Raw genomic sequence first — 20,292 nt, 5'->3', positions numbered from 1 at the left:
GACGGGGACAGCCCCATAGGCGGCCGCGGCGGCGAAGCGGCGGGAAAGGCAAAGGACGGAGACAATGACCATCAATCTGCAAAAGCCGGACATCACCGAGCTCAAGCCGCGGATCACCGTGTTCGGTGTCGGCGGCGGCGGCGGCAATGCCGTCAACAACATGATCACCGCCGGCTTGCGCGGCGTTGAGTTCGTGGTGGCCAACACCGACGCGCAGGCGCTGACCATGTCGAAGGCCGACAGGCTGATCCAGCTCGGCGCGCATGTCACCGAAGGCCTCGGCGCGGGCTCGCAGCCGGAGGTTGGGCGCGCGGCGGCGGAGGAGTGCATCGATGAGATTATCGATCACCTCTCCAACACCCATATGTGCTTCGTCACCGCCGGCATGGGCGGCGGCACCGGCACCGGTGCTGCCCCGGTCGTTGCCCGCGCGGCACGCGAAAAGGGCATCCTCACCGTCGGCGTCGTCACCAAGCCGTTCCATTTCGAAGGCCAGCGCCGCATGAAGACGGCGGATATGGGCATCGAGGAATTGCAGAAATGCGTCGATACCCTCATCGTCATCCCCAACCAGAACCTGTTCCGGCTGGCCAATGACAAGACCACCTTCGCCGATGCCTTCGCCATGGCCGACCAGGTGCTCTACTCCGGTGTCGCCTGCATCACCGACCTGATGGTCAAGGAAGGCCTGATCAACCTCGACTTCGCCGACGTGCGTTCGGTGATGCGCGAGATGGGCAAGGCGATGATGGGCACCGGCGAAGCTTCGGGCGAAGGCCGTGCAATGGCCGCCGCCGAGGCTGCGATCGCCAACCCGCTGCTCGACGAAACGACAATGCGCGGCGCCAAGGGCCTGCTGATCTCGATCACCGGCGGGCGCGACCTGACGCTGTTCGAAGTCGACGAAGCGGCGACCCGTATCCGCGAAGAAGTCGACCAGGATGCCAACATCATCCTGGGCGCTACCTTCGACGAGGAACTCGAAGGCGTCATCCGCGTCTCCGTGGTCGCCACCGGCATCGACAAGACGGCGGCCGAAATCGCCGCGGCGCCGATCTCGATCCGCGCCATGCCGCCGCAGCAAAAGCCGGTCAGCCGTCCGGCTCCGGTCGCGGAAGGCCGGCCAGCGCCGGTCCAGCAGACCTATGAGCAGCGCGCGGCCGATCCGGTCGCCGAGGCGATCCAGCTTGCCGAAGCCAACGCCGCTGCCATGGCGCAGGCTCGTCCGGTGCCTATGGCCCAGGCGGACGATTTCCGTCCGCAGAGCAAGATCTTCCAGGCCCCGCCTGCCCAGCCGCAGCCTGTCGTGCAGCAGGTGATGCAGCCGGCGCCGCTCCGGGAAATGCCACAGCCGGTGGCTGCCGCACCGCAGCGCATGCCGAGGGTGGAGGACTTTCCGCCGGTGGTGAAGGCCGAGGTGGAAGCCAAGGGCCGTCCGACCGACCATGAAAACAGCGGGCCGATGGGGCTGCTCAAGCGGCTGACCAACGGTCTGACGCGCCGCGAGGAAGAGCCGGCCCGGCTGCAGCCGGCGCAGCCGCGCGAACCGAAACTGCGCCAGGCGGCACCGGAAATGCGCCGCCTTGCCAGCCAGGATCCGCAGCTTTACGCACCGCGCCGCGGCCAGCTCGACGATCAGGGCCGGTTGACGCCGCAGACCAGGTCAACCCAGGAAGACGACCAGCTGGAGATCCCGGCTTTCCTGCGCCGTCAGGCCAACTGAGCCGTTAACGGTATGTAACACTTGTTAACAGGCAGGCGAGAGATCGTTTGCCTGTTAACACTTAAAGTTATTTAATAACAAGGCGTTACGATGTGACGCTCACAGCCTGTCGCGGTTACACAGAGTAAGAAACCGTGATTTGGAGTCTCCCTGACGGACCACTATCTTTGCCGCAGCACTTTCGGTGTGCTGGGATTCGGGGAGTTGGCCCTGCCTGCCGATATCAAGAGCCGCGCCCTTTGGGGCTATTGAGCGGACACTGGCGTTATGGGCTATGGGGTTTGTCTTGCAGGACTACCAGACGACACTTCGATCGCGTGCGACGCTGACGGGTACCGGCGTTCATAGCGGCAAACCGGTCACTGTCAATTTCCTCCCCGCGGACGCCGACACCGGCGTTGTGTTTCACCTCTCCAATGGAAGCGAGAGCCGCGAATTCCGCGCGCTGGTTGCCGAAGTCGGCGCGACCGACCTCTGCACCATGCTCGGCGACCCGGCAGGCGAACATATTGCCACCGTCGAACATCTGATGGCGACGCTTTTCGGGCTCGGCATCGACAACATCGTCATCGAGATCGACGGCCACGAGGTTCCGATCCTCGACGGCAGTGCCGTGGCGTTCGTGGAAGCCATCGACCAGGCCGGCATCGAGACGCTGGCGGTCAAGCGCCGCTATATCAGGGTGGTCAAGCCGGTCCGCATCGAGAACGGCGCCTCCTGGGCGGAATTCAGGCCCTATAGTGGTACCCGCTTCGAGGTCGAGATCGATTTCGAAAGCCCGGCAATCGGCCGTCAGCTGTTTGCCTCCGACATCAACCCCGACGTGTTCCGCCAGGACATTGCACGCGCCCGCACCTTCGGTTTCATGAAGGATGTCGAGCGGCTGTGGGCGGCCGGCTATGCGCTGGGTTCCTCGCTGGAGAACTCGCTGGTGATCGGCGACGACAACCGGGTGATCAATATGGGCGGCCTGCGCTATCCCAATGAATTCGCCCGCCACAAGACGATGGACGCGATGGGCGATCTGGCGCTGGCCGGAGCCCGTTTCATCGGCTGCTTCCGCTCCTATCGCGGTGGTCACCGGATGAACGCCGCGGCGTTGCGGCGCCTGCTGTCCGACCGTTCGGCCTTCGAGGTTGTCGAGACGACGCGCCGCGAGCGCGGCCGCACCGCCGAGATGAGCGCCGTCACCGGGCCTGTCTTTGCGCCCTGGGTGATCTGATTCTTAACGATTTTCTGGCTTTCTGAGCGCTGGCTGGTGTTGCATGGATGCATCACTGGCCGGTGAAAGCGCATAGCTTTCGGGGCAACGCGAAGCCGCCACAAAAATGTGCGATTGCCTAGACATAGCGTTGCTGGGCAAGGCAGTTATGGTTTATGGCTGCTGCCGTCTGTTAGGTGCATGTCGCTCAAAAGTGGGGACCAGTTTTGAGGGAACGCCATGCGAAAGGCATTGAAATAACGCCGAAAGGGCGGAATCCAATCATGTTCTTCAAGCGAGTTGGTCAATCGAAAGCGCCGTATCGGGCTGTTTTCCTGGCGCTTTCGGTGGTTGTGCCATCGCTGTTCCTCTCGGCCTGCATGTCGTCAGAGAAAGACGTCGATTTGTCGACCTATGTCGACCAGACCGAACCGGCCGACGTCCTTTACAATCAAGGCCTTGCCAATCTCAATGCCGGCCGCCTGGATGAGGCGAGCAAGAAATTCGACGCCGTCGACCGCCAACATCCGTATTCAGAATTCGCCCGCAAATCGATGGTGATGGGTGCCTTCGCCGACTACCGCGCCGGCCACTATGACGAGGCAATCGGCTCGGCCAAGCGCTATCTCACGCTCTATCCGTCGACCGACGACGCCGCTTACGCGCAGTACATCATTGGCCTGAGCTACTACCGCCAGATCAAGGACGTGACCCAGGACCAGAAGGAAGCACGCCAGACCGTGCAGACGATGCAGGATCTGGTGACGCGCTGGCCGACTTCGGAATATGTCGACGACGCCAAGGAAAAGATCCGCTTCGCCAACGACCAGCTGGCCGGCAAGGAGATGCAGATCGGCCGCTACTATCTTGAGCGGCGCGAATACATCGCCGCCGTCAAGCGCTTCCGCAACGTGGTCGAGAACTATTCCAACACCCGCCACGTCGAAGAGGCGCTGGCGCGCCTGACCGAAAGCTACTACGCGATGGGCCTGACCTCGGAAGCGCAGACCGCCGCGGCCGTGCTCGGCACCAACTATCCTGACAGCCAGTGGTACAAGGATTCCTACAAGCTGTTGCAGAGCAACGGGCTTGAGCCGCGCGAGAATGCCGGATCGTGGATATCCAAGGCCGGAAAGCTGATCACCGGCGCCTGACGCCTCGACTGAAGCGATCACAGCGCTTTTCGGATTGATCCGACGCTCAAACAAAAAGATAGTGCGGCGCTGCGACTCCACCGGTCGCATGCCGCATTGAAGCGCGTCGCGCCTTAGTCTCTTGTTTTGTGCATGCCGTTGTCCCAAACCGGTCCGCTTTGGGGCGACATGCGATAGGTTCGGGTTCTGATGCTTTCCAGACTGTCGATCCGCGATATCGTCCTGATCGAGAAGCTGGATATCGACTTCCAGCCCGGCCTTTCCGTGCTGACCGGTGAAACCGGCGCTGGCAAATCCATCCTGCTCGACGCACTGTCGCTGGCGCTTGGCGCGCGCGGCGACGCCTCGCTGGTGCGCCATGGCGCGGCGCAGGGCCAGGTCATCGCCGTGTTCGACGTGCCGCGCAACCATCCGGTGCGCGCTCTGCTGGCCGAAAACGCCATCGAGGACGACGGCGACATCATCCTGCGCCGGCTGCAGACGGCGGATGGCCGCACCCGTGTCTTCGTCAACGACCAGCCGTCGAGCGTCACCCTGATGCGCGACATCGGCCATGCGCTGGTCGAGATCCACGGCCAGCACGATGAGCGCGCTCTGGTCGATCCTGGCGCGCATCGCGAATTGCTGGACAGTTTTGGCGGCCATCTCGGTGCTGCCCGCGCGACCGGCGAGGCGTGGCGCTACTGGCGTGGCTGCGAGCAGGACTTTGCCCGGCACCGCGCCAAGGTCGAGGCGGCGGCGCGCGAGGCCGACTATCTCAGGGCATCGGTCGCTGAACTGGCCAAGCTCGATCCGCAGCCCGGCGAGGAAACGCAACTGGCGGAGCTGCGCGCCACGATGATGCGGGCGGAAAAAATCGCCTCGGAAATACACGATGCGCAGGATGTGTTGTCGGGCCCGTCCTCGCCGCTGCCGCAACTGGCCAGCCTGCTGAGAAGGCTGCAGCGCAAGGCGAGCGAAGCGCCTGGATTGCTCGAGGATGTGGTGAAGTCGCTCGATGAGGCGATGCTGTCGCTGGATGCCGCGCAATCGGGCGTCGAGGCCGCGCTACGCGCCACCGAATACGATCCGCAGCGGCTGGAGAAGGCGGAGGAGCGGTTGTTTTCGCTGCGCGCCGCGTCACGCAAGCACAGCGTCGCTGTCGACGATCTGGCGCAGCTGCGCGACACCATGTCGGCCGACCTCGCCGATCTCGATGCCGGCGAGGGGCGCCTGCATGTCCTGGAGAAACAGGCGGCTGCCGCGCGCGAGGCCTATGACATCTCCGCGGCCCAGCTGTCTTCGCTTCGCCATGCGGCGGCGGTCGGGCTGACCAAGGCTGTCATGGCCGAACTGCCGGCGCTGAAGCTCGAGCGGGCCGAGTTCATTGTCGGGCTGACCAGCGATGGCGAAAACCGCATGGAAGAGGGCATCGACCAGGTCGAGTTCTGGGTGCGCACCAATCCCGGCACCAGGCCCGGCCCGATGATGAAGGTCGCGTCCGGTGGCGAGCTGTCGCGCTTCTTGCTGGCGCTCAAGGTGGCGCTGGCCGATCGCGGCTCGGCGCCGACATTGGTCTTCGACGAGATCGACACCGGGGTGGGTGGCGCCGTGGCCGACGCAATCGGCCAGCGGTTAGCCAGGCTGTCGAAGCGGGTGCAGGTGCTGTCGGTCACCCATGCGCCGCAAGTGGCGGCGCGCGCGGCCACGCATTTCCTGATTTCCAAATCCGGCGGCTCGGACAAGGTCGCCACCGGCATTGCCGAGATGGACAGGGCGGCGCGCCAGGAAGAGATCGCGCGCATGCTGGCCGGCGCCACCATCACCGACGAAGCGCGCGCAGCCGCCGAACGGCTGCTGCGCGAAAACATCGCCGCAGCCTAGTCGTCGCCAGGCTTTCGGACAGAGTCAGGATATGGCTCCATCCCGCTGTTCAGGAATGATTTTTCCGAAATCCTGATTTATGGTGTCGCGCCACCATCCGGGGACCGCCGCATGTCTGAAAAACCAGTCGAATCGTTGAGCGAAGGCGAAGCTGCGGACGAGCTCCAGCGGTTGGCCGAGGAGATCGCCGGCCATGACCGGCGCTACCATGCCGAGGATGCGCCGACGATCACGGACGCCGAATACGATGCACTGCGGCGGCGCAACCTTGCCATCGAGGAGCGCTTTCCCGGTCTGGTGCGTGAGGATTCGCCCTCGCTGCGGGTCGGTGCCGCGCCGGCGGAAGGCTTTGCCAAGGTCCGCCATGCGGTGCCGATGCTCAGCCTCGCCAAGGCCTATACCGACGAGGACGTCACCGATTTCATCGACCGTGGCCGCCGCTTCTTCGACCGCGATAAGGATCTCGATATCGCGTTTACGGCCGAGCCGAAGATCGACGGGCTGTCGGCGTCGCTGCGCTATGAACGCGGCGTGTTCGTGCAGGGTGCTACGCGCGGCGATGGCGCTGTCGGCGAAGACATCACCGCCAACCTCAGGACCATCGCCGACATCCCCGCCAAGCTGAAGGGCTCGGGCTGGCCCGAGACCATCGAGATTCGTGGCGAGGTCTATATGACCTACGCCGAGTTCGAGGCGCTGAAGGCGCGCTCGGCGGCGGTCGGCGGCCAGGACTATGTCAATCCGCGCAACACGGCGGCCGGATCGCTGCGCCAGAAGGATGCCTCGGTCACCGCCAGCCGCAACCTCAAGTTTTTTGCCTATGCCTGGGGCTATACAACGGAGGACCCGGCGCCGACGCAGTACGGTTCGGTGCAGAAATTCGCCGAGTGGGGGTTCAAGGTCAGCCCGCTGATGGTGCGGGCGAAGTCGGTCGAGGAATTGATCGCGCAGTATCACAAGATCGAGGAGCTGCGCTCGTCGCTCGGCTATGACATCGATGGCGTCGTCTACAAGGTCGACCAGCTGGAATTGCAGCGTCGCTGGGGGTTCGTCACCGGCGAACCTCGCTGGGCGGTCGCCCACAAATTCCCGGCCGAACAGGCGATGACGACGGTGCAGAAGATCGACATCCAGGTCGGCCGCACCGGCACGCTGGCACCGGTGGCGCGGCTGGCGCCGGTCACGGTCGGCGGCGTGGTGGTCGAAAACGTCACGCTGCACAATGAGGATTACATCAAGGGCTTCGACAGCAACGGCCTGCCGATCCGCGACGGCATCGATGTGCGCATCGGTGACACGGTTGTCATACAACGGGCGGGCGACGTCATTCCGCAGATCGTCAGCGTCGTCATCGACAAGCGACCGGGCGATGCCGTGCCCTACGAATTCCCGCACATTTGTCCGGTCTGCGGCTCGCCGGCGACGCGCGAGGTCAACGAGAAAACCGGCAAGGAAGATTCCCGCCGGCGCTGCACCGGCGAGCTGATCTGCGCGGCGCAGGCTGTAGAACGGCTACGCCATTTCGTCTCGCGCGGCGCGCTCGACATTGAGGGCCTGGGCGCCGAAAACATCGACCTGTTCTTCAATTCGGGACTGGTCAAGACCGCCGCCGATATCTTTACCCTCAGGGATCGCCGGCCGGCTGTCACCAGGGCGCTGGCCGAGCGGCGCGAGGAGCAGGCCAGGCAGCGCGAGGCGGCATCCGGCAAGGCGCGCAAGAATGTGCGCGGTGTCGAGGACCGCAATTATGAAGGCCTCGACAAGCTGTTCGCCGCAATCGATTCGCGCCGCGAGCCGGAACTCGACCGCTTCATCTTCGCGCTCGGCATCCGCCACATCGGCGAAACGACGGCCGCCGTGCTTGCCAAGACGTTCTCGACCATCGAGGAGGTGATCCGTATCGGCAAGGAGACGGCGAGGGCGGAAGATCCGCACAGCGTCTTCCCCTCGATCAACGGCATCGGCGACACGGTGATCGATGCACTGCGCGATTTCTTCGGCAATGAGCGCAATGACGACGTGCTCGACAAGTTGCTCGAGCAGGTGAAGCCGAAGCCCTATATCGTCACCGTTTCGGCCGACAGCGAGGTTGCCGGCAAGACCATCGTCTTCACCGGCACGCTGGAAAAGATGACACGCTCCGAAGCCAAGGCGATGGCCGAACGGCTCGGCGCTAAGGTGGCGGGTTCGGTGTCGGCGAAAACCGATCTGTTGGTGGCCGGGCCGGGTGCGGGCTCCAAACTGAAGCTTGCCAGTGAACTCGGCGTCGAAGTCATCGACGAGGACACATGGCTGCAACGGGTCGGCAAGGCGTGACCGGCGGCGCGTTCAAAGGGTTTGGGCAAAAAGCCATCCCGTTCCTGAAAGCGCTGGATTTCCACCAGAGCCGCGAGTGGTTTCAGGAAAACCGCGCGCTTTACGACAGCGAACTGCACGAGCCGTTCTGCGATCTGGTCGAGACGCTGACCGAGCGCTTTGCGGCGGCGGGTCTGGGCTTGCGCGGCGACCGCAAGAAATCGCTGTTTCGCATCAACCGCGACGTGCGCTTCGCCAAGGACAAGCGGCCCTATAACCAGCATTTGTCGGCAATGCTGTCGCCGGACGGCACCAAGATGGAGCAGGGCGTGTTCTTCGTCTATGTCGGGGTCGACCGCTGCTTTGCCGATGTCGCCTGGTGGAACCCGGAGCCGCCGCTGCTGCTGGCAATGCGCAAGGCCATCACCACCCGGCCAGCCGAGTTCCGAAAACTGCTTTCAACGCTGAAGAAAAACGGCCTCGAACTCGAAACGGAAGGGCGCATGAAGCGCACGCCGCGCGGTTTCGAGCAGGTCAACGAACCCGATCTTGTCGACGCCATCCGCAACCGGCACTTCTATGTCCAGCACATGATCGATCCGGCCGGCATCCACGCGCCGGCGCTGGTCGACGAACTCGTCGACTTCACATTGCGCGCCAAGCCGTTGCTCGACTGGGGCAGGGCGATCCAAAGCACGGCGCCGCGGAGCTAGCGCGCTGCACGGCTACATGCGCATCAAAAGGCCGCCGTCGACGGCCAGTTCAATCCCGGTGATATAACTTGCTGCGTCGGAGAGCAGGAAGAGCGCGGCGTTGGCCATGTCCTGCGGCGTGCCGATGCGGCCGAGCGGCGCATAATTGGCAACGGCAGCGCGCTTCTCCTCGGTGTCCCAGCGCGCCTGCAGCGGCGTCAGCGCCATGCCCGGGCAGATCGAGTTGGAGCGGATGCCGTCGCTCGCCAACTGCATGGCCAGCGACTTCGAAAGCGCGCAGACGCCAGCCTTGGAGGCCTGGTAGGCATCCTGCGGGGTCGGGTCGCCGCGATACCACTGGATGGTCGAGAAATGCACCATGGCGCCGCCGCGTCCGCCTGCGCGCATATGCGGAACCACCGCCCGCGCCGTGTGCACGAAGGACTTCAGATTGATGTTGAAGACCTGGTCCCAGACATCGAGATCCATCTCGAGGGCCGACTTGTCGCGGCCGAACCAGAGCACGCCTGCGACATTGGCGAGATAGTCGATGCCGCCGCGCTCGCGGCCCGCAGCGTTGATGGTCTGCTCAACAAAGGCGGCGTCGGTGAGGTCGCCCTGGGCGAAGGTGAGCCGGTCGTCATAGGCGGCAAGCGATGCCGGACGCGGCTTGACGTCGATGGCGGTGACCGAGCCGCCGGCATCAAGCAACGCCAAGGTGATGGCTTCACCCATGCCGCCACCAGCGCCGGTGACGACCGCATGCCTGCCGGTGAAATCATAAGCGATCATCTGAACCCCCTCGTTTGCTTCACGACCTGTGACATCAGTTTCGCTGATCTGTTGGCTCAAGCGAATTCGTCTGACTTTTTAGCCGCTCGAACCTACATATCAGCGCGATTTGGGAATGCGAGATGTCAGCTGAGACCTTAAGCGAAAATTCTGCAGCCAGCGATTTCTGGGACGGCGTGCGGCTGTCGATGCCGGTGGTCGTCGCCGCGGCGCCGTTTGGGCTGCTGTTCGGCGCCATTGCTGTCGACAATGGCTTCTCCGTTCTCGAAGCTTCTTTGATGAGCGCGCTGATCTTCGGCGGCGCCAGCCAGATGGTCGGCATCGAATTGTTCGGCCAGCATGTCGCGCCATGGCTGATCGTGCTGTCCATCTTCGCGGTCAATTTCCGTCACGTGCTCTACTCCGCCAGCATCGGCCGACGCATCGCGCATTGGCCGGTTATCCAGCAGGCACTGGGCTATTTCGTGCTCACCGATCCGCAGTTCGCCGTGGCCGAGGCCAGGGCAGAGTCCGGCCGTCCAGTTGGCTTCGTCTGGTATATGGGGCTTGGACTGCCGGTCTATGTGTTCTGGGTGATCGAGAGCGGCCTGGGCGCCGTGTTCGGCAAGCTCATCCCGGACACGCATGCGCTCGGCATCGATTTCCTGCTGCCTATCTATTTTCTCGGCTTGGTCATGGGTTTTCGCAAACGGCCCTTGTGGCTGCCGGTGGTGATTGCCAGTGCCGCCGCGTCGATCATCGCCTACAAGACGGTCGGCTCGCCTTGGCACGTCTCCATCGGCGCCGTTGCCGGCGTGCTTCTGGCCGTCATCCTGCCGCCCCACCATAGCGGCGTGGAGGCAAAGCGATGAGTGCCACCTTCTGGATCATCATTGCCGGTGCGATCGCCACCTATCTCACGCGCGTTGGCGGCCACCTGGTGATCTCGCGCTTCGACCACATCCATCCGCGCGTCGAGGCGGGCCTGAACGCCGTGCCGGCGGCGGTGCTGACGACGCTGGTGGCTCCCGCCGCGCTCAGCGCCGGGCCGGCGGAGTGGGCGGCGCTGGCGGTAGCCGCTGTTGTGTCGCTGCGCGGCGGCCTGATGGCGATGTTTTTGGCCGGTGCGGCGGTGCTGATCCTGGCGCGGCAGTTCGCCGGCTGACTTTTTGTCTTAGTCAGTCCACGTATGCTCACTAACGCAGCGCCGACACATGTAGTGATCGAGGCAATAATTCCTGTCAGGCGCTTCTTGAAAATCGAAGCGATCCACACCGCGCTCAGCCGATTTGCCTCCGATCTCTCCTGATGGGCGTGACGCACAAGGTTGGTGTAAAGGGCCTCGCGCTGCATCGGAGTCAATGCGCCAAGATCGATCGGCCAGTGGCCGAGAGGTTCAGGTGACATTTCCATCTCCCGTGGTTGACCGCCCGAATCGGCGTCAATAACAGGCGATTTACGCGCCGTTGATCATCAGATAAAATGAATTATTAAGATCATTTTATTCTCCGGGAGAGATATATGGATTTGGCCGACCTCCGCATCTTTCGCATGGTGGTGCGCGAGGGCGGTATCACCAAGGCAGCGGAAAAGCTGTTTCGTGTGCAGTCCAACGTGACCACTCGCATCCGGCAGCTTGAAGAGGATCTGGGCGTACGGCTGTTTATCCGCGAAGGCAAGCGGCTGCAGGTGTCGGCAGCCGGCCGAAGGTTGGTTGTCTATGCGGACCGGTTGCTGGCGCTTGCCGAGGAAGCGCGAACGGCGGTCCTCGATCCGCGCCCACGCGGTAAGCTGCGACTTGGCGCCATGGAGAGCACCGCCGCAGCTCGGCTTCCTGGCCTGCTCGCCGAGTACCACGCACGCTATCCCGAGGTGGAGATCCAACTGCGCACCGGCAACCCGCAGGTTCTCGCGGCCGCCATGCTCGCCGGCGAACTCGACGCTGCGCTCGCGGCCGAGCCGCTCGCAGACGCTCCGTTCGAGAAGCAGGCTGCATTTTGCGAGGAGTTGGTCATTGTGTCGGCGGCATCGCGCGGTTCGATTGAGGACCGCAGCGACATGCCCAAAACCATGATAGCCTTCGAGCATGGTTGTCCACATCGCAGGCGGCTGGAAGAATGGTATGCGCGCCGAGGCTTCATGGCCGAGCAAATCGTCGAGCTCGGTTCATATCATGCGATGCTCGGTTGCGTGGCGGCTGGCATGGGCATAGCGCTGATGCCCAAAAGCGTGCTCAAGGGCTTCCCTGAAAGTGGCAGGCTGCAGGTGCATGAACTGCCTTCGGACGAGGACAGTGCCCTGACGGTATTGTTTTGGCGCAAGGGAGCTGGCTCTCCCAACGTCCAGGCTTTGCGGGAGCTGCTTGCGGAGCAAGGCTCCCCAATACCAAGCAAGGTTGCCGCCGCGACTACTGCTTGAGATCGTGCGGCAATGGCGCGGTGGCCTTTCCTAGCCAGGCCAGCGTCTCGCCGTCGAGCATCGGGCCGATCTCGGCCAGCACCCAGGCGTGGTAAGTATCCAGCCAGTGCAACTCCTCGCGCGTCAACAGGTCGGTGCGTATCAGCCTGACGTCGATCGGCGCCAGCGTCAGCGTCTCGAAGCTGTGCATGGCGATGTCGCCGCCTTCGACCGGTTCGGCCGATGTCACCAGGATCAGGTTCTCGATGCGGATGCCGTAAGAGCCTTCCTTGTAATAGCCGGGCTCGTTGGACAGCATCATGCCGGCGAGCAGTTTTTCGGTGCCGGTGCGGGCAATGCGCTGCGGCCCTTCATGGACGGCCAGATAGGAGCCAACGCCGTGGCCGGTGCCATGGGCGAAGTCGCAGCCATGCTTCCACAGCGCCATGCGCGCCACCGCGTCGATTTCGGAACCGCGTGTGCCGGCGGGGAAGCGCAGCGTCGAAATGCCGATCATGCCCTTCAGCACCAGGGTGAAGCGCTCGCGCATCTCTTCGGTCGGCTGGCCGATCGGCACGGTGCGGGTGATGTCGGTGGTGCCGTCCTGATACTGGGCGCCGGAATCGAGCAGGAACAACTCGCCCTTTGCCAGCTTGCGGTTGGTGGCGCGCGACACACGGTAGTGCATGATGGCGCCGTTCGGTCCGGCGCCGGAAATGGTGTCGAAGGAGACGTCGCGCAGCGGCATCTGCGTTTCCTCGCCGGTCTGCCGGCGCATCTCTTCCAGTTTGGTGACGACGGTTATTTCGTCGAGCGAGCCGGGCTTCTGCCGTTCCAGCCAGCACAAGAGCTTTGCCACCGCCGCCCCGTCGCGGCGATGCGCGGCGCGGCTGCCGGCGATCTCGGCCTGGTTCTTGGTGGCACGCGGAATGCGGGCGGGATCGGGGGCGGCGACAACGGTGCCGCCATTGTCCTCGACCAGCATTCTGAGCTTTTCCGCCGCCAGCACCGGGTCAAGCGCGATCCTCGCGCCGCCCTTGGCAAGGGCAACGACCGCCGCCTCGAATTCGCCGGGCTCGTGCAGGTCGGCAAGCTGGGTGAGATAGGCGGCGACCGTGCGCGAGAATTTTCGGCTGTCCATGAACAGCTGGTGCTTGCCGTCGGCTGCGAGGATCGCAAAGCCGAGCGCCAGCGGCGTGTGCGGCACGTCGCCGCCACGGATGTTGAAGGCCCAGGCGATCGAGGAGGGGTCGGTGAGCACGGCATGCGTCGCGCCGTCCTTGCCGATTGCCGCCGCCAGCCGCGCTAGCTTGTCCTTGGCTAGTTCGCCGGCAAAGCCGATGGGGTGGATCTCGACCGGCGCCACCGGCGGTGCCGGCTGATCCTTCCAGATGATGTCGATCGGGTTTTTCTCGAGCGGCACCAGCGTCGCGCCGGATTGTTCGGCCGAGGCTTTCAGCGCCTTGACATCAGCGATCGTGTGCAGCCAGGGGTCGAAGCCAAGCCTGGCGCCCTTGCCGAGATTGTCCTTGATCCAGGCAGGCGGCGGGTTTTCAACGAGGCTTTCGATCGCGAAAATATCGAGATCGACTTCGTGGCGCACCTGCAAGGTATAGCGGCCATCGACGAACATGAAGGCGCGGTCGCGCAGCACCAGCGCGACGCCGGCCGAACCGCTGAAGCCGGTCAGCCATTTCAGCCGCGCCGAGCGGTCAGCGACATATTCGCCCTGGTGCTCGTCGGCGCGGGGCACCAGGAAACCGTCGAGGCCATTGTCCGCCAGCCATCGCCGCAGCAGCTTCACGCGCGGCTTGCCGACGCTGGGATCGCCGGCGGAATCGAAGGTCTGGAACATGGCTGGTCCTCCTGTATTGCGAGCGACCGTAGCGCATGACCCGAAAAACCGGAATCGATTTTCGAGAGCGCGAATTGGTCCAGTTAGTGCTTGAGGTGGATCGTCACCCAGCCTTCGCGGTGCAAGGTCCTGACATGCCGAAAATTCTGGCCGACATACGCCGAGATCACCGCGTTGCACTGGCGATCGAGGATGCCGGACAGCACGATCGAGCCGCCGAGGCTGATGTGCCTGGCCATTTCCGGCGCCAGCCGCATCAGCGGCCGCGCCAAGATGTTGGCGACGATGAGGTCGAAAGGCGCGCGCTTGCCGAAGATCGGGTGGTGGAAGCCGGGGGCCGTCACCGTTTCGACCAGCGCCTTGACGTGGTTGAGGCGAGCATTGGCGGCGGCGACCCTGACAGCGATCGGATCGATGTCGGTCGCCAGCACCGGAATATGCGCCAGCTTGGCAACGGCGATTGCCAGCACCGCGCTGCCGGTGCCGAGGTCGAGAGCATTTCTGGGATGCTCGCGCCGCACGACTTTTTCCAGCATTTCGAGGCAGCCGGCGGTGGTGCCGTGGTGGCCAGTGCCGAAGGCAAGGCCGGCCTCGATCTCGATGGCGAGTTCGCCGCTATGGCGCTTCCGGCGGTCATGCGCGCCATGGACGAAGAAGCGCCCGGCGCGCACCGGCTTCAGCCCTTCCAGCGAACGCGCCACCCAGTCGATGTCGGGCAAGACCTCACGTTCGATCGGCTTCGACAGGGAAAGTCCGGCAAGGCTGTCTTTCAGCCTTGCCTCGACCGCGTCGACATCGCCGTCGGCGTAGAGCGAAACCTCGTAGATGTCGCGGTCCTCATCGACTTCGAGCACGGCGAAGGGCAGGCCTTCATCCTCGAAAGCGACTTCGAACGCGGCAAAGATGCTGTCGGCCTCAACCTTCCCGGCCGTGAAATAGAGTCTGGTCTGCACCATCAGCTGGTCACTTGTTTGAGCATGATCTTTTCCGAAAACCGGTTTCCACTTTTCGGGATCATGCTTAGCCTGCCGCCAGCCGCTTTAGCTTGGCGATCGCCGTATCGGCGCTTTCGCCATAGGCAATGGTGCCCGAAAACTCGCCCTTGGCATTCAGCAGCAGCACCGAGGCTGTGTGGTCCATCGTGTAGTCGCCGTCACCGGTGTCGACCTTCTTCCAGTAGATGCTGAAGGACTTCGCCATCGCGTGCACCTTGTCGGGATCGCCCGATATGCCGACGATGCGGTCGGAAAAATTACCGACATAGGTTTTCATCACCTCGGGCGTGTCGCGCTCGGGGTCGACAGTAACGAAATAGGCGTTGAGGTTCTTGCCGTCGTCGCCCAGGGTCTTCAGCCAACCGGCGAGTTCAAACAGCGTGGTCGGACAGACTTCCGGACAATGGGTGAAGCCGAAGAAGACGACGCTGGGATGGCCGCTCCTTAAGGCGGCTTCGGTGATCGGTTCGCCTTTCTGGTCGACCAGCGCGAAGGCGCCGCCATACGGCTCGCCACCATAATGGCCCTTGTACCAGTCGAAGGTGAGCCAGCCGATGCCGGCCGCCATCAGGACGAGAATGCCGACCAGGATTGAACGCATCATCAGGAAGTGTCCGTCTTGATTTGATGGGCGCCGGATCAGCGCCGTTTGGCGAACAGTCTTAACGGGTTGATCCCGTGCGCGCAAAGATGTCGCGTTGCCGCAACTGGCTTTCGATGCTGCCTCAGCTGTGGTCGGAATTACCAAACCGTAATTTGACCGGTTCGGACCTCTACCTATCTTGACGGTCTGCTCTCTTGCGATGGAACCAGCCCATGTCGGACACGCCTGTAGCCTCCTACTCAAAAACCCAAGTCTGGCTGCATTGGAGCATCGCGGCGCTGATCCTGGTCCAGTTTGTCGCTCCTGACGGCATGCAGCATGTCTGGCGCGCGTTTCGCAGGGGGCAGGAGGTGTCACCCAGCGACGTGCCGCTGGCCTATATGCATGTCGTGATCGGCCTCACGGTTCTGACTTTGGCCGCATGGCGGCTCTGGCTCAGGATCGCACGCGGCGTTCCGCCGGTTTCGGGCATGGAGCGTCCGGCCCTGAGACTGCTGGCGAGAGCGACGCATTTCGTCATCTACGCGCTTATCTTCATCGTTCCGCTTGCCGGCGCGGTCGCCTGGTTCCTGGGTGTATCGGCGGCGGCCCAGGTGCATGTACTGGGCCAGAATGTCCTGCTCTATATTGTGCTCCTGCACACTGCTGGCGCGCTCTTTCAGCATTTTGTCTTCAAGACCGATGTGCTGCGGCGGATGCTGGCATTCCGGCAGGCCTAGCTTGCAAAGCCAGGCTGCTCGTCCCACCTGTGATCGGCAAAACCAGAACCTGAGGAGGCTGCGTTGCAAAGACGGATTGGGCAAAAACTGATCGGCGGCGCATTGGCCGCATGCATTGTCCTTGGCGCCGGTGCTGCCGCGGCAGAGGAGGTCGGCAAGGTCGGCGTCGACTGGGTCGGCAACGACATCATCGTCGAGGCGATCAAGGACCCCAAGGTCGAGGGCGTGACCTGCCATGTCTCCTATTTCGACCGCAGCGTCGTTGACCGCCTGCAGAAAGGCAACTGGTTCGAGGATCCGTCCGATTCCTCGATCTCCTGCCGCCAGACCGGGCCGATCACCATCGGCGACATCGACATGGGCGAGGGCGGCGAAGAGGTGTTCAAGCAAGGCATCAGCCTGATCTGGAAGAAGCAGGTGGTGAACCGCATCTACGACAGGAAGAACGAGACGCTGATCTACCTCTCGCATTCGCGCCAGGTGCAGGACGGCTCGGCGAAAATGTCGGTGACCACGGTGCCGCTGTTCGGCCAGAGCGTGGTGTGGACCAACGGCCAGCCGAAATAGACTCCGGCAGGAGTTGACCGACGATCGACCCCGCTTGCGGGGCCGATCGCTCGGAGGTAAAGCCGCCATATGGACCGTACCGAGAACCTTGTCCTCAAAGACCCTGAGCCGCGTATCCACCCGACCGCGGAGCTGAAGGCGTGCAAGCTTGGCCGCTATGCCTCGATCGGCGAGCGGGTGGTGCTGCGCGAGGTCAATGTCGGCGATTTCTCCTATTTCGAGCGCCATGCCGAGGCGATCTACACGACGATCGGAAAATTCTGCTCGATCGCCGCCAACAGCCGCATCAATGCGCTGGAGCATCCGATCGAGCGGATCACCCAGCACAAGCTCAGCTACCGGCCGAACGAGTATTTCCGCTGGCTGGGCGTCGATGCGGCGTTCCGCGAGCGGCGGCAGGCCAAGGCTGTCAATATCGGACACGATGTCTGGATCGGCCATGGCGCTGTCATCATGCCCGGCATCAGCATCGGCAATGGCGCCATTGTCGGCGCCAATGCGGTGGTGACGAAGGATGTGCCGGCCTACACGATTGTCACCGGCGTGCCGGCGAAGCCATTGCGCCGGCGTTTTCCCGCCGAGATCGCAGCCCGGATCGAAAGGCTCGCCTGGTGGGACTGGTCGCCGGAGAAGCTGGCGAAAGCCGTTCCCGACATGCAGGCCTTGCCGATCGAGGCTTTTCTCGATCGCTGGGAACAAGAGCGTTCCTGAGCGCAGCGGTCAGATTAGCATGCCGCCAGCTCTCGCCGCGCGTGCGCGTCTTCATCGACTGGCTGGTCGAAATCCTCGCACCGAAATTTTGAAGGCGCGCGTGTCGGGGAGAGCTTCCGCCGGTCTCCGGTAACCCCTTCCGCTATGCGGGGGTGGCGCAGCGGAAGGGGCTTTGGAGATAAACCGCCGTGAAGCGGAAGGAGCAGGCTTTCTGGCCTGCACAGGGACTATGGCAACAAACCCATAAGGCGGCTTTTCCCGGCGCTGCGCCTTTGGCGTGTGGTCAATTGCATCAGCGATTGTGAGGCGGACAGGGAACCCGAAGCGGCTGCCGATTGTTTCTTGCTGAGCTACGAACGCGGCGCCGTCCGGCTCACCGCGCTTTGGGACATTGAGGGATTTGAATTGGAAAAGCTGTTTACCAGGATCGCCAACACAGTTGCTCATCTGGCCGGCCTGCCGCTGACCTTTATTGGCTGCTGCGCGATCGTGATCGTCTGGGCAGTCAGCGGGCCATTCTTCGGCTTTTCCGACACGTGGCAGCTGGTCATCAACACCGGAACGACGATCATCACCTTCCTGATGGTGTTCCTGATCCAGAACACGCAGAATCGCGATGGCGCCGCGGTCCAGGCCAAGCTCGACGAACTGATCCGGGTCGGCAAGGGCCACAACCATTTCATCGGCATCGAGCACCTGACGGAATCCGAGGTTGAGGAAATCCGGGACAAATGCGAGCGCGCGGCAAAACGGCATGATCGCGAAATCGCCGAGCTGGCCGCCAAGAAGGCGGTGACGCAGAAGCGCACCTCGAAAAAGCGCGCGGCCTGAGTTCGCTGTCAGCGCTCCATGAAGGCGGCGAAGGCGTCCTTGTGATCGGGGTGCCAGCGCGAGAGGGCAGGGCGGTTCTCGATGATGTCGCCGATCGCCCAGGCCATTCGCTTTTCATCCGTCGGACGCTTCACCTCATTGTCGGGACACAGGATGTAGAAATCGCTGCTGATGAGCGAAGCCAGCATGAAGTCGATCACCTGCTCGCCGGTCCAGGCGGCGGCCGGTTTTTCGGTCGCGCCCTCGGTGATGCCGGTGAAGGTGAAGCCGGGAATGAGAAGATGCGCAGCGACMTTTGCGCCCGGCTCGTTGCGCAGCGCGTGCGCAAGGCCTTCGGTGAAGGTCTTTAGTGCCGATTTGGAAACGTTGTAGGCCAGATTGCCGGGCGGCGTGGTGATGCCTTGCTTGGAACCTGTGTTGATGATCAGGCCAGGCTTTCCCGATGCCAGCATGGCCGGCGCAAAGGCCTCGACGCCATGCACGACACCCCAGAAATTGATGTCGATCAGCCGCTTCCAGGCGTCGCCGTTTTCCCACGGTTTTCCCGGATTGTTGCCGACGCCGGCATTGTTCATCAGCAGCGAGACGGCGCCGAAGGCACTGTGCGTTTTTTCCGCCAGCCGGACGAGCTCGTCAGCTTTCGAGACGTCGGTGGCGACGGCGAGAACGGCATCCTCGCCGGCGATCGCGGCGACCACTTGGCGGGCCGCATCGAGGCGCGCGCCGCCTATATCGGCCAGCACAATCTTCATGCCCATCGCCGCCAGCCTTTTGGCCGCGGCAAGGCCGATGCCGCTGGCGCCGCCGGTGATGACGGCGACATTGCCTGGGCTGAGGGCGGGCAAAGCGGACTGGATTTCGGCGTCGGAGGTCATGATCTTTTCCTTGGGTTCGGGTCGCGCCGAACTTAGCGCGGCAAGCGCTTCGTGCAAGGCCGTCCAGCGTGTTCGGGTTGACCGCATCGGCGGCGGCTGCGCATGTTGCGGCCGAAAAGGGAGACTGCCGATTGACCGACTGGATCGCAATCCTCAAGGAACAGACCGCTACCGGCGACCAGATGGGCCGTGAGGTGCCGCAGATGCTCGCCAATCCCGACATCAGCGAAGCACAGGTGAAGACGCTGTTTTCGGCGCTGGAAAAACAGGCCGAGTTCGTAGAGAAATTGCGCATGGCGCTGGAAAAATTCGGTCATGATTTTTCGATCATCAAGGCGGCCGAAAGGCTGGAAGAGCGCTATGCCGATCTCGCCGCGTCGGTCGCCGAAAAGCTGAAGGCGATGCGCAAGTAGCGCCGGCCGCTACTTTTCGATCACCCGCGAAAAACGCGTATCCGGCACGAACCAGATCGCGGCCACCAACACGTAGATCGCGACGCCGATCCACTGGTTGACGAAAGTCAGCAGCACCGCCGTTGTGTAAAGCGCGACCGAAATCTTGCCCTTTCGGTCACTGCCCAACGCCTTGGCGAAGGCGGTCTCGTTGCCATGCAGATGGTGCAGCTTGGTCACAAGAAACCTGTAGGCGACTCCACACAGCGCCAGGTCGACACCATAGACGGCGACAGGGATCGGCGCGAAATGATTCTCGCCCATGAAGGCTGTCGTTGCCGGGATCAGCGACAGCCAGAATAGAAGGTTGAGGTTGGCCCATAGCACGCGGCCGTCGACGCGCTGCACGGTGTGGAACATGTTGTGCAGATTGTTCCAGTAGATGCCGACATTGATGAAGGACAAGACATAGCTGAAGAAGATCGGCCACAGCGGCGCCAGCGCGGAAAGATCCTCGCCATGCGGCACTTTCAGCTCCAGCACCATGATGGTGATGATGATGGCGACGACGCCATCGGTGAATGCCTCAACCCTGCCTTTGCCCATGATTCCTCCCTCTCGATGGACAGACGTTAAGGGAGGATTTC

Annotated in this window: 20 protein-coding genes; 14 read left to right on the top strand and 6 right to left on the bottom strand. The window is 63.1% G+C overall.

Going from position 1 to position 20,292, the window contains the following annotated elements; all coding sequences use genetic code 11:
- Positions 1–64: 64 nt before the first annotated feature.
- From ftsZ to AC1DYO_RS07355, 6 genes are all read left to right on the top strand, one after another.
- Positions 65–1,723: a cell division protein FtsZ gene (gene ftsZ, locus AC1DYO_RS07380; protein WP_477261768.1), complete on the top strand. Its 1,659-nt coding sequence runs from the start codon at positions 65–67 to the stop codon at positions 1,721–1,723.
- Between the two features lie 274 nt (positions 1,724–1,997).
- Positions 1,998–2,945 carry a UDP-3-O-acyl-N-acetylglucosamine deacetylase gene (lpxC, locus tag AC1DYO_RS07375; RefSeq protein ID WP_477261767.1) on the top strand — a complete coding sequence of 316 codons (948 nt, stop codon included), beginning with the start codon at positions 1,998–2,000 and terminating at the stop codon, positions 2,943–2,945.
- Between the two features lie 263 nt (positions 2,946–3,208).
- The gene (locus AC1DYO_RS07370) at positions 3,209–4,078 is read left to right on the top strand and encodes an outer membrane protein assembly factor BamD (protein WP_181055762.1); all 870 of its coding nucleotides are present in this window, start codon (positions 3,209–3,211) and stop codon (positions 4,076–4,078) included.
- 189 nt (positions 4,079–4,267) lie between these two features.
- Positions 4,268–5,941, top strand: a complete 1,674-nt coding sequence (gene recN / locus AC1DYO_RS07365; RefSeq protein WP_477261765.1) for a DNA repair protein RecN — start codon at positions 4,268–4,270, stop codon at positions 5,939–5,941.
- Between the two features lie 111 nt (positions 5,942–6,052).
- On the top strand, positions 6,053–8,257 hold the full coding sequence (gene ligA, locus AC1DYO_RS07360; protein ID WP_477261763.1) for an NAD-dependent DNA ligase LigA: 2,205 nt from the start codon (positions 6,053–6,055) through the stop codon (positions 8,255–8,257).
- On the top strand, positions 8,230–8,949 hold the full coding sequence (locus AC1DYO_RS07355) for a DUF2461 domain-containing protein (protein WP_477261761.1): 720 nt from the start codon (positions 8,230–8,232) through the stop codon (positions 8,947–8,949). The genes ligA and AC1DYO_RS07355 overlap by 28 nt, the downstream gene beginning before the upstream one ends.
- 12 nt (positions 8,950–8,961) lie before the next feature.
- Here AC1DYO_RS07355 and AC1DYO_RS07350 read toward each other — a convergent pair whose 3' ends face one another.
- The gene (locus tag AC1DYO_RS07350; protein WP_477261759.1) at positions 8,962–9,720 is read right to left on the bottom strand and encodes an SDR family NAD(P)-dependent oxidoreductase; all 759 of its coding nucleotides are present in this window, start codon (positions 9,718–9,720) and stop codon (positions 8,962–8,964) included.
- 122 nt (positions 9,721–9,842) lie between these two features.
- Here AC1DYO_RS07350 and AC1DYO_RS07345 point away from each other — a divergent pair, with 122 nt between their 5' ends.
- From AC1DYO_RS07345 to AC1DYO_RS07335, 3 genes are all read left to right on the top strand, one after another.
- Positions 9,843–10,571, top strand: coding sequence for an AzlC family ABC transporter permease (locus AC1DYO_RS07345; RefSeq protein ID WP_477261757.1), 729 nt, complete (start codon positions 9,843–9,845; stop codon positions 10,569–10,571).
- Positions 10,568–10,864, top strand: a complete 297-nt coding sequence (locus tag AC1DYO_RS07340) for an AzlD family protein (protein ID WP_477261755.1) — start codon at positions 10,568–10,570, stop codon at positions 10,862–10,864. The genes AC1DYO_RS07345 and AC1DYO_RS07340 overlap by 4 nt, the downstream gene beginning before the upstream one ends.
- Positions 10,865–11,220: 356 nt before the next feature.
- Positions 11,221–12,117, top strand: a complete 897-nt coding sequence (locus AC1DYO_RS07335; protein WP_181055770.1) for a LysR family transcriptional regulator — start codon at positions 11,221–11,223, stop codon at positions 12,115–12,117.
- On the opposite strand, the gene AC1DYO_RS07330 is transcribed toward AC1DYO_RS07335, so the two are convergent.
- The 3 genes from AC1DYO_RS07330 to AC1DYO_RS07320 form a co-directional block, all read right to left on the bottom strand.
- Positions 12,107–13,951, bottom strand: coding sequence for an aminopeptidase P family protein (locus AC1DYO_RS07330; protein ID WP_477261753.1), 1,845 nt, complete (start codon positions 13,949–13,951; stop codon positions 12,107–12,109). The genes AC1DYO_RS07335 and AC1DYO_RS07330 overlap by 11 nt on opposite strands.
- 83 nt (positions 13,952–14,034) lie before the next feature.
- Entirely contained in the window at positions 14,035–14,907 is an 873-nt protein-coding gene (locus AC1DYO_RS07325) for a 50S ribosomal protein L11 methyltransferase (protein ID WP_477261751.1), read from the bottom strand.
- A gap of 64 nt (positions 14,908–14,971) precedes the next feature.
- Positions 14,972–15,550: an SCO family protein gene (locus tag AC1DYO_RS07320; protein ID WP_477261749.1), complete on the bottom strand. Its 579-nt coding sequence runs from the start codon at positions 15,548–15,550 to the stop codon at positions 14,972–14,974.
- A gap of 212 nt (positions 15,551–15,762) precedes the next feature.
- Here AC1DYO_RS07320 and AC1DYO_RS07315 point away from each other — a divergent pair, with 212 nt between their 5' ends.
- From AC1DYO_RS07315 to AC1DYO_RS07300, 4 genes are all read left to right on the top strand, one after another.
- On the top strand, positions 15,763–16,269 hold the full coding sequence (locus AC1DYO_RS07315; RefSeq protein WP_477261747.1) for a cytochrome b: 507 nt from the start codon (positions 15,763–15,765) through the stop codon (positions 16,267–16,269).
- Between the two features lie 63 nt (positions 16,270–16,332).
- Entirely contained in the window at positions 16,333–16,836 is a 504-nt protein-coding gene (locus tag AC1DYO_RS07310) for a CreA family protein (protein ID WP_477261746.1), read from the top strand.
- 69 nt (positions 16,837–16,905) lie between these two features.
- Entirely contained in the window at positions 16,906–17,547 is a 642-nt protein-coding gene (locus AC1DYO_RS07305) for a DapH/DapD/GlmU-related protein (protein ID WP_477261744.1), read from the top strand.
- A 405-nt stretch (positions 17,548–17,952) separates the two neighbouring features.
- Entirely contained in the window at positions 17,953–18,378 is a 426-nt protein-coding gene (locus AC1DYO_RS07300; RefSeq protein ID WP_477262437.1) for a low affinity iron permease family protein, read from the top strand.
- A gap of 8 nt (positions 18,379–18,386) precedes the next feature.
- Here AC1DYO_RS07300 and AC1DYO_RS07295 read toward each other — a convergent pair whose 3' ends face one another.
- A complete protein-coding gene (locus AC1DYO_RS07295; RefSeq protein WP_477261742.1) occupies positions 18,387–19,253 on the bottom strand; it encodes an SDR family NAD(P)-dependent oxidoreductase in 867 nt (288 codons plus the stop codon).
- Positions 19,254–19,384: 131 nt separating this feature from the next.
- On the opposite strand from AC1DYO_RS07295, the gene AC1DYO_RS07290 reads away from it, so the two are divergent.
- Complete coding sequence (locus AC1DYO_RS07290; protein WP_095773965.1) at positions 19,385–19,666, top strand: hypothetical protein; 282 nt, start codon at positions 19,385–19,387, stop codon at positions 19,664–19,666.
- A gap of 9 nt (positions 19,667–19,675) precedes the next feature.
- Here the strand turns inward: AC1DYO_RS07290 and AC1DYO_RS07285 are convergent, their stop codons facing one another.
- Positions 19,676–20,251 carry a TMEM175 family protein gene (locus AC1DYO_RS07285; RefSeq protein WP_477261740.1) on the bottom strand — a complete coding sequence of 192 codons (576 nt, stop codon included), beginning with the start codon at positions 20,249–20,251 and terminating at the stop codon, positions 19,676–19,678.
- Between the last annotated feature and the right edge of the window lie 41 nt (positions 20,252–20,292).

The sequence above is a fragment of the Mesorhizobium sp. P2_F5 genome (genome assembly GCF_056403715.1).
Note: the sequence above shows the minus strand (reverse complement) of the source record. Positions and strands in the feature narration are given on the sequence as shown.

Excerpts from the sequence above, each read along its gene's own strand:
- ftsZ (WP_477261768.1), top strand. The coding sequence starts at position 65 with ATGACCATCAATCTGCAAAAGCCGGACATCACCGAGCTCAAGCCGCGG.
- lpxC (WP_477261767.1), top strand. The coding sequence starts at position 1,998 with ATGGGGTTTGTCTTGCAGGACTACCAGACGACACTTCGATCGCGTGCG.
- AC1DYO_RS07370 (WP_181055762.1), top strand. The coding sequence starts at position 3,209 with ATGTTCTTCAAGCGAGTTGGTCAATCGAAAGCGCCGTATCGGGCTGTT.
- recN (WP_477261765.1), top strand. The coding sequence starts at position 4,268 with ATGCTTTCCAGACTGTCGATCCGCGATATCGTCCTGATCGAGAAGCTG.
- ligA (WP_477261763.1), top strand. The coding sequence starts at position 6,053 with ATGTCTGAAAAACCAGTCGAATCGTTGAGCGAAGGCGAAGCTGCGGAC.
- AC1DYO_RS07355 (WP_477261761.1), top strand. The coding sequence starts at position 8,230 with ATGGCTGCAACGGGTCGGCAAGGCGTGACCGGCGGCGCGTTCAAAGGG.
- AC1DYO_RS07350 (WP_477261759.1), bottom strand. The coding sequence starts at position 9,720 with ATGATCGCTTATGATTTCACCGGCAGGCATGCGGTCGTCACCGGCGCT.
- AC1DYO_RS07345 (WP_477261757.1), top strand. The coding sequence starts at position 9,843 with ATGTCAGCTGAGACCTTAAGCGAAAATTCTGCAGCCAGCGATTTCTGG.
- AC1DYO_RS07340 (WP_477261755.1), top strand. The coding sequence starts at position 10,568 with ATGAGTGCCACCTTCTGGATCATCATTGCCGGTGCGATCGCCACCTAT.
- AC1DYO_RS07335 (WP_181055770.1), top strand. The coding sequence starts at position 11,221 with ATGGATTTGGCCGACCTCCGCATCTTTCGCATGGTGGTGCGCGAGGGC.
- AC1DYO_RS07330 (WP_477261753.1), bottom strand. The coding sequence starts at position 13,951 with ATGTTCCAGACCTTCGATTCCGCCGGCGATCCCAGCGTCGGCAAGCCG.
- AC1DYO_RS07325 (WP_477261751.1), bottom strand. The coding sequence starts at position 14,907 with ATGGTGCAGACCAGACTCTATTTCACGGCCGGGAAGGTTGAGGCCGAC.
- AC1DYO_RS07320 (WP_477261749.1), bottom strand. The coding sequence starts at position 15,550 with ATGATGCGTTCAATCCTGGTCGGCATTCTCGTCCTGATGGCGGCCGGC.
- AC1DYO_RS07315 (WP_477261747.1), top strand. The coding sequence starts at position 15,763 with ATGTCGGACACGCCTGTAGCCTCCTACTCAAAAACCCAAGTCTGGCTG.
- AC1DYO_RS07305 (WP_477261744.1), top strand. The coding sequence starts at position 16,906 with ATGGACCGTACCGAGAACCTTGTCCTCAAAGACCCTGAGCCGCGTATC.
- AC1DYO_RS07285 (WP_477261740.1), bottom strand. The coding sequence starts at position 20,251 with ATGGGCAAAGGCAGGGTTGAGGCATTCACCGATGGCGTCGTCGCCATC.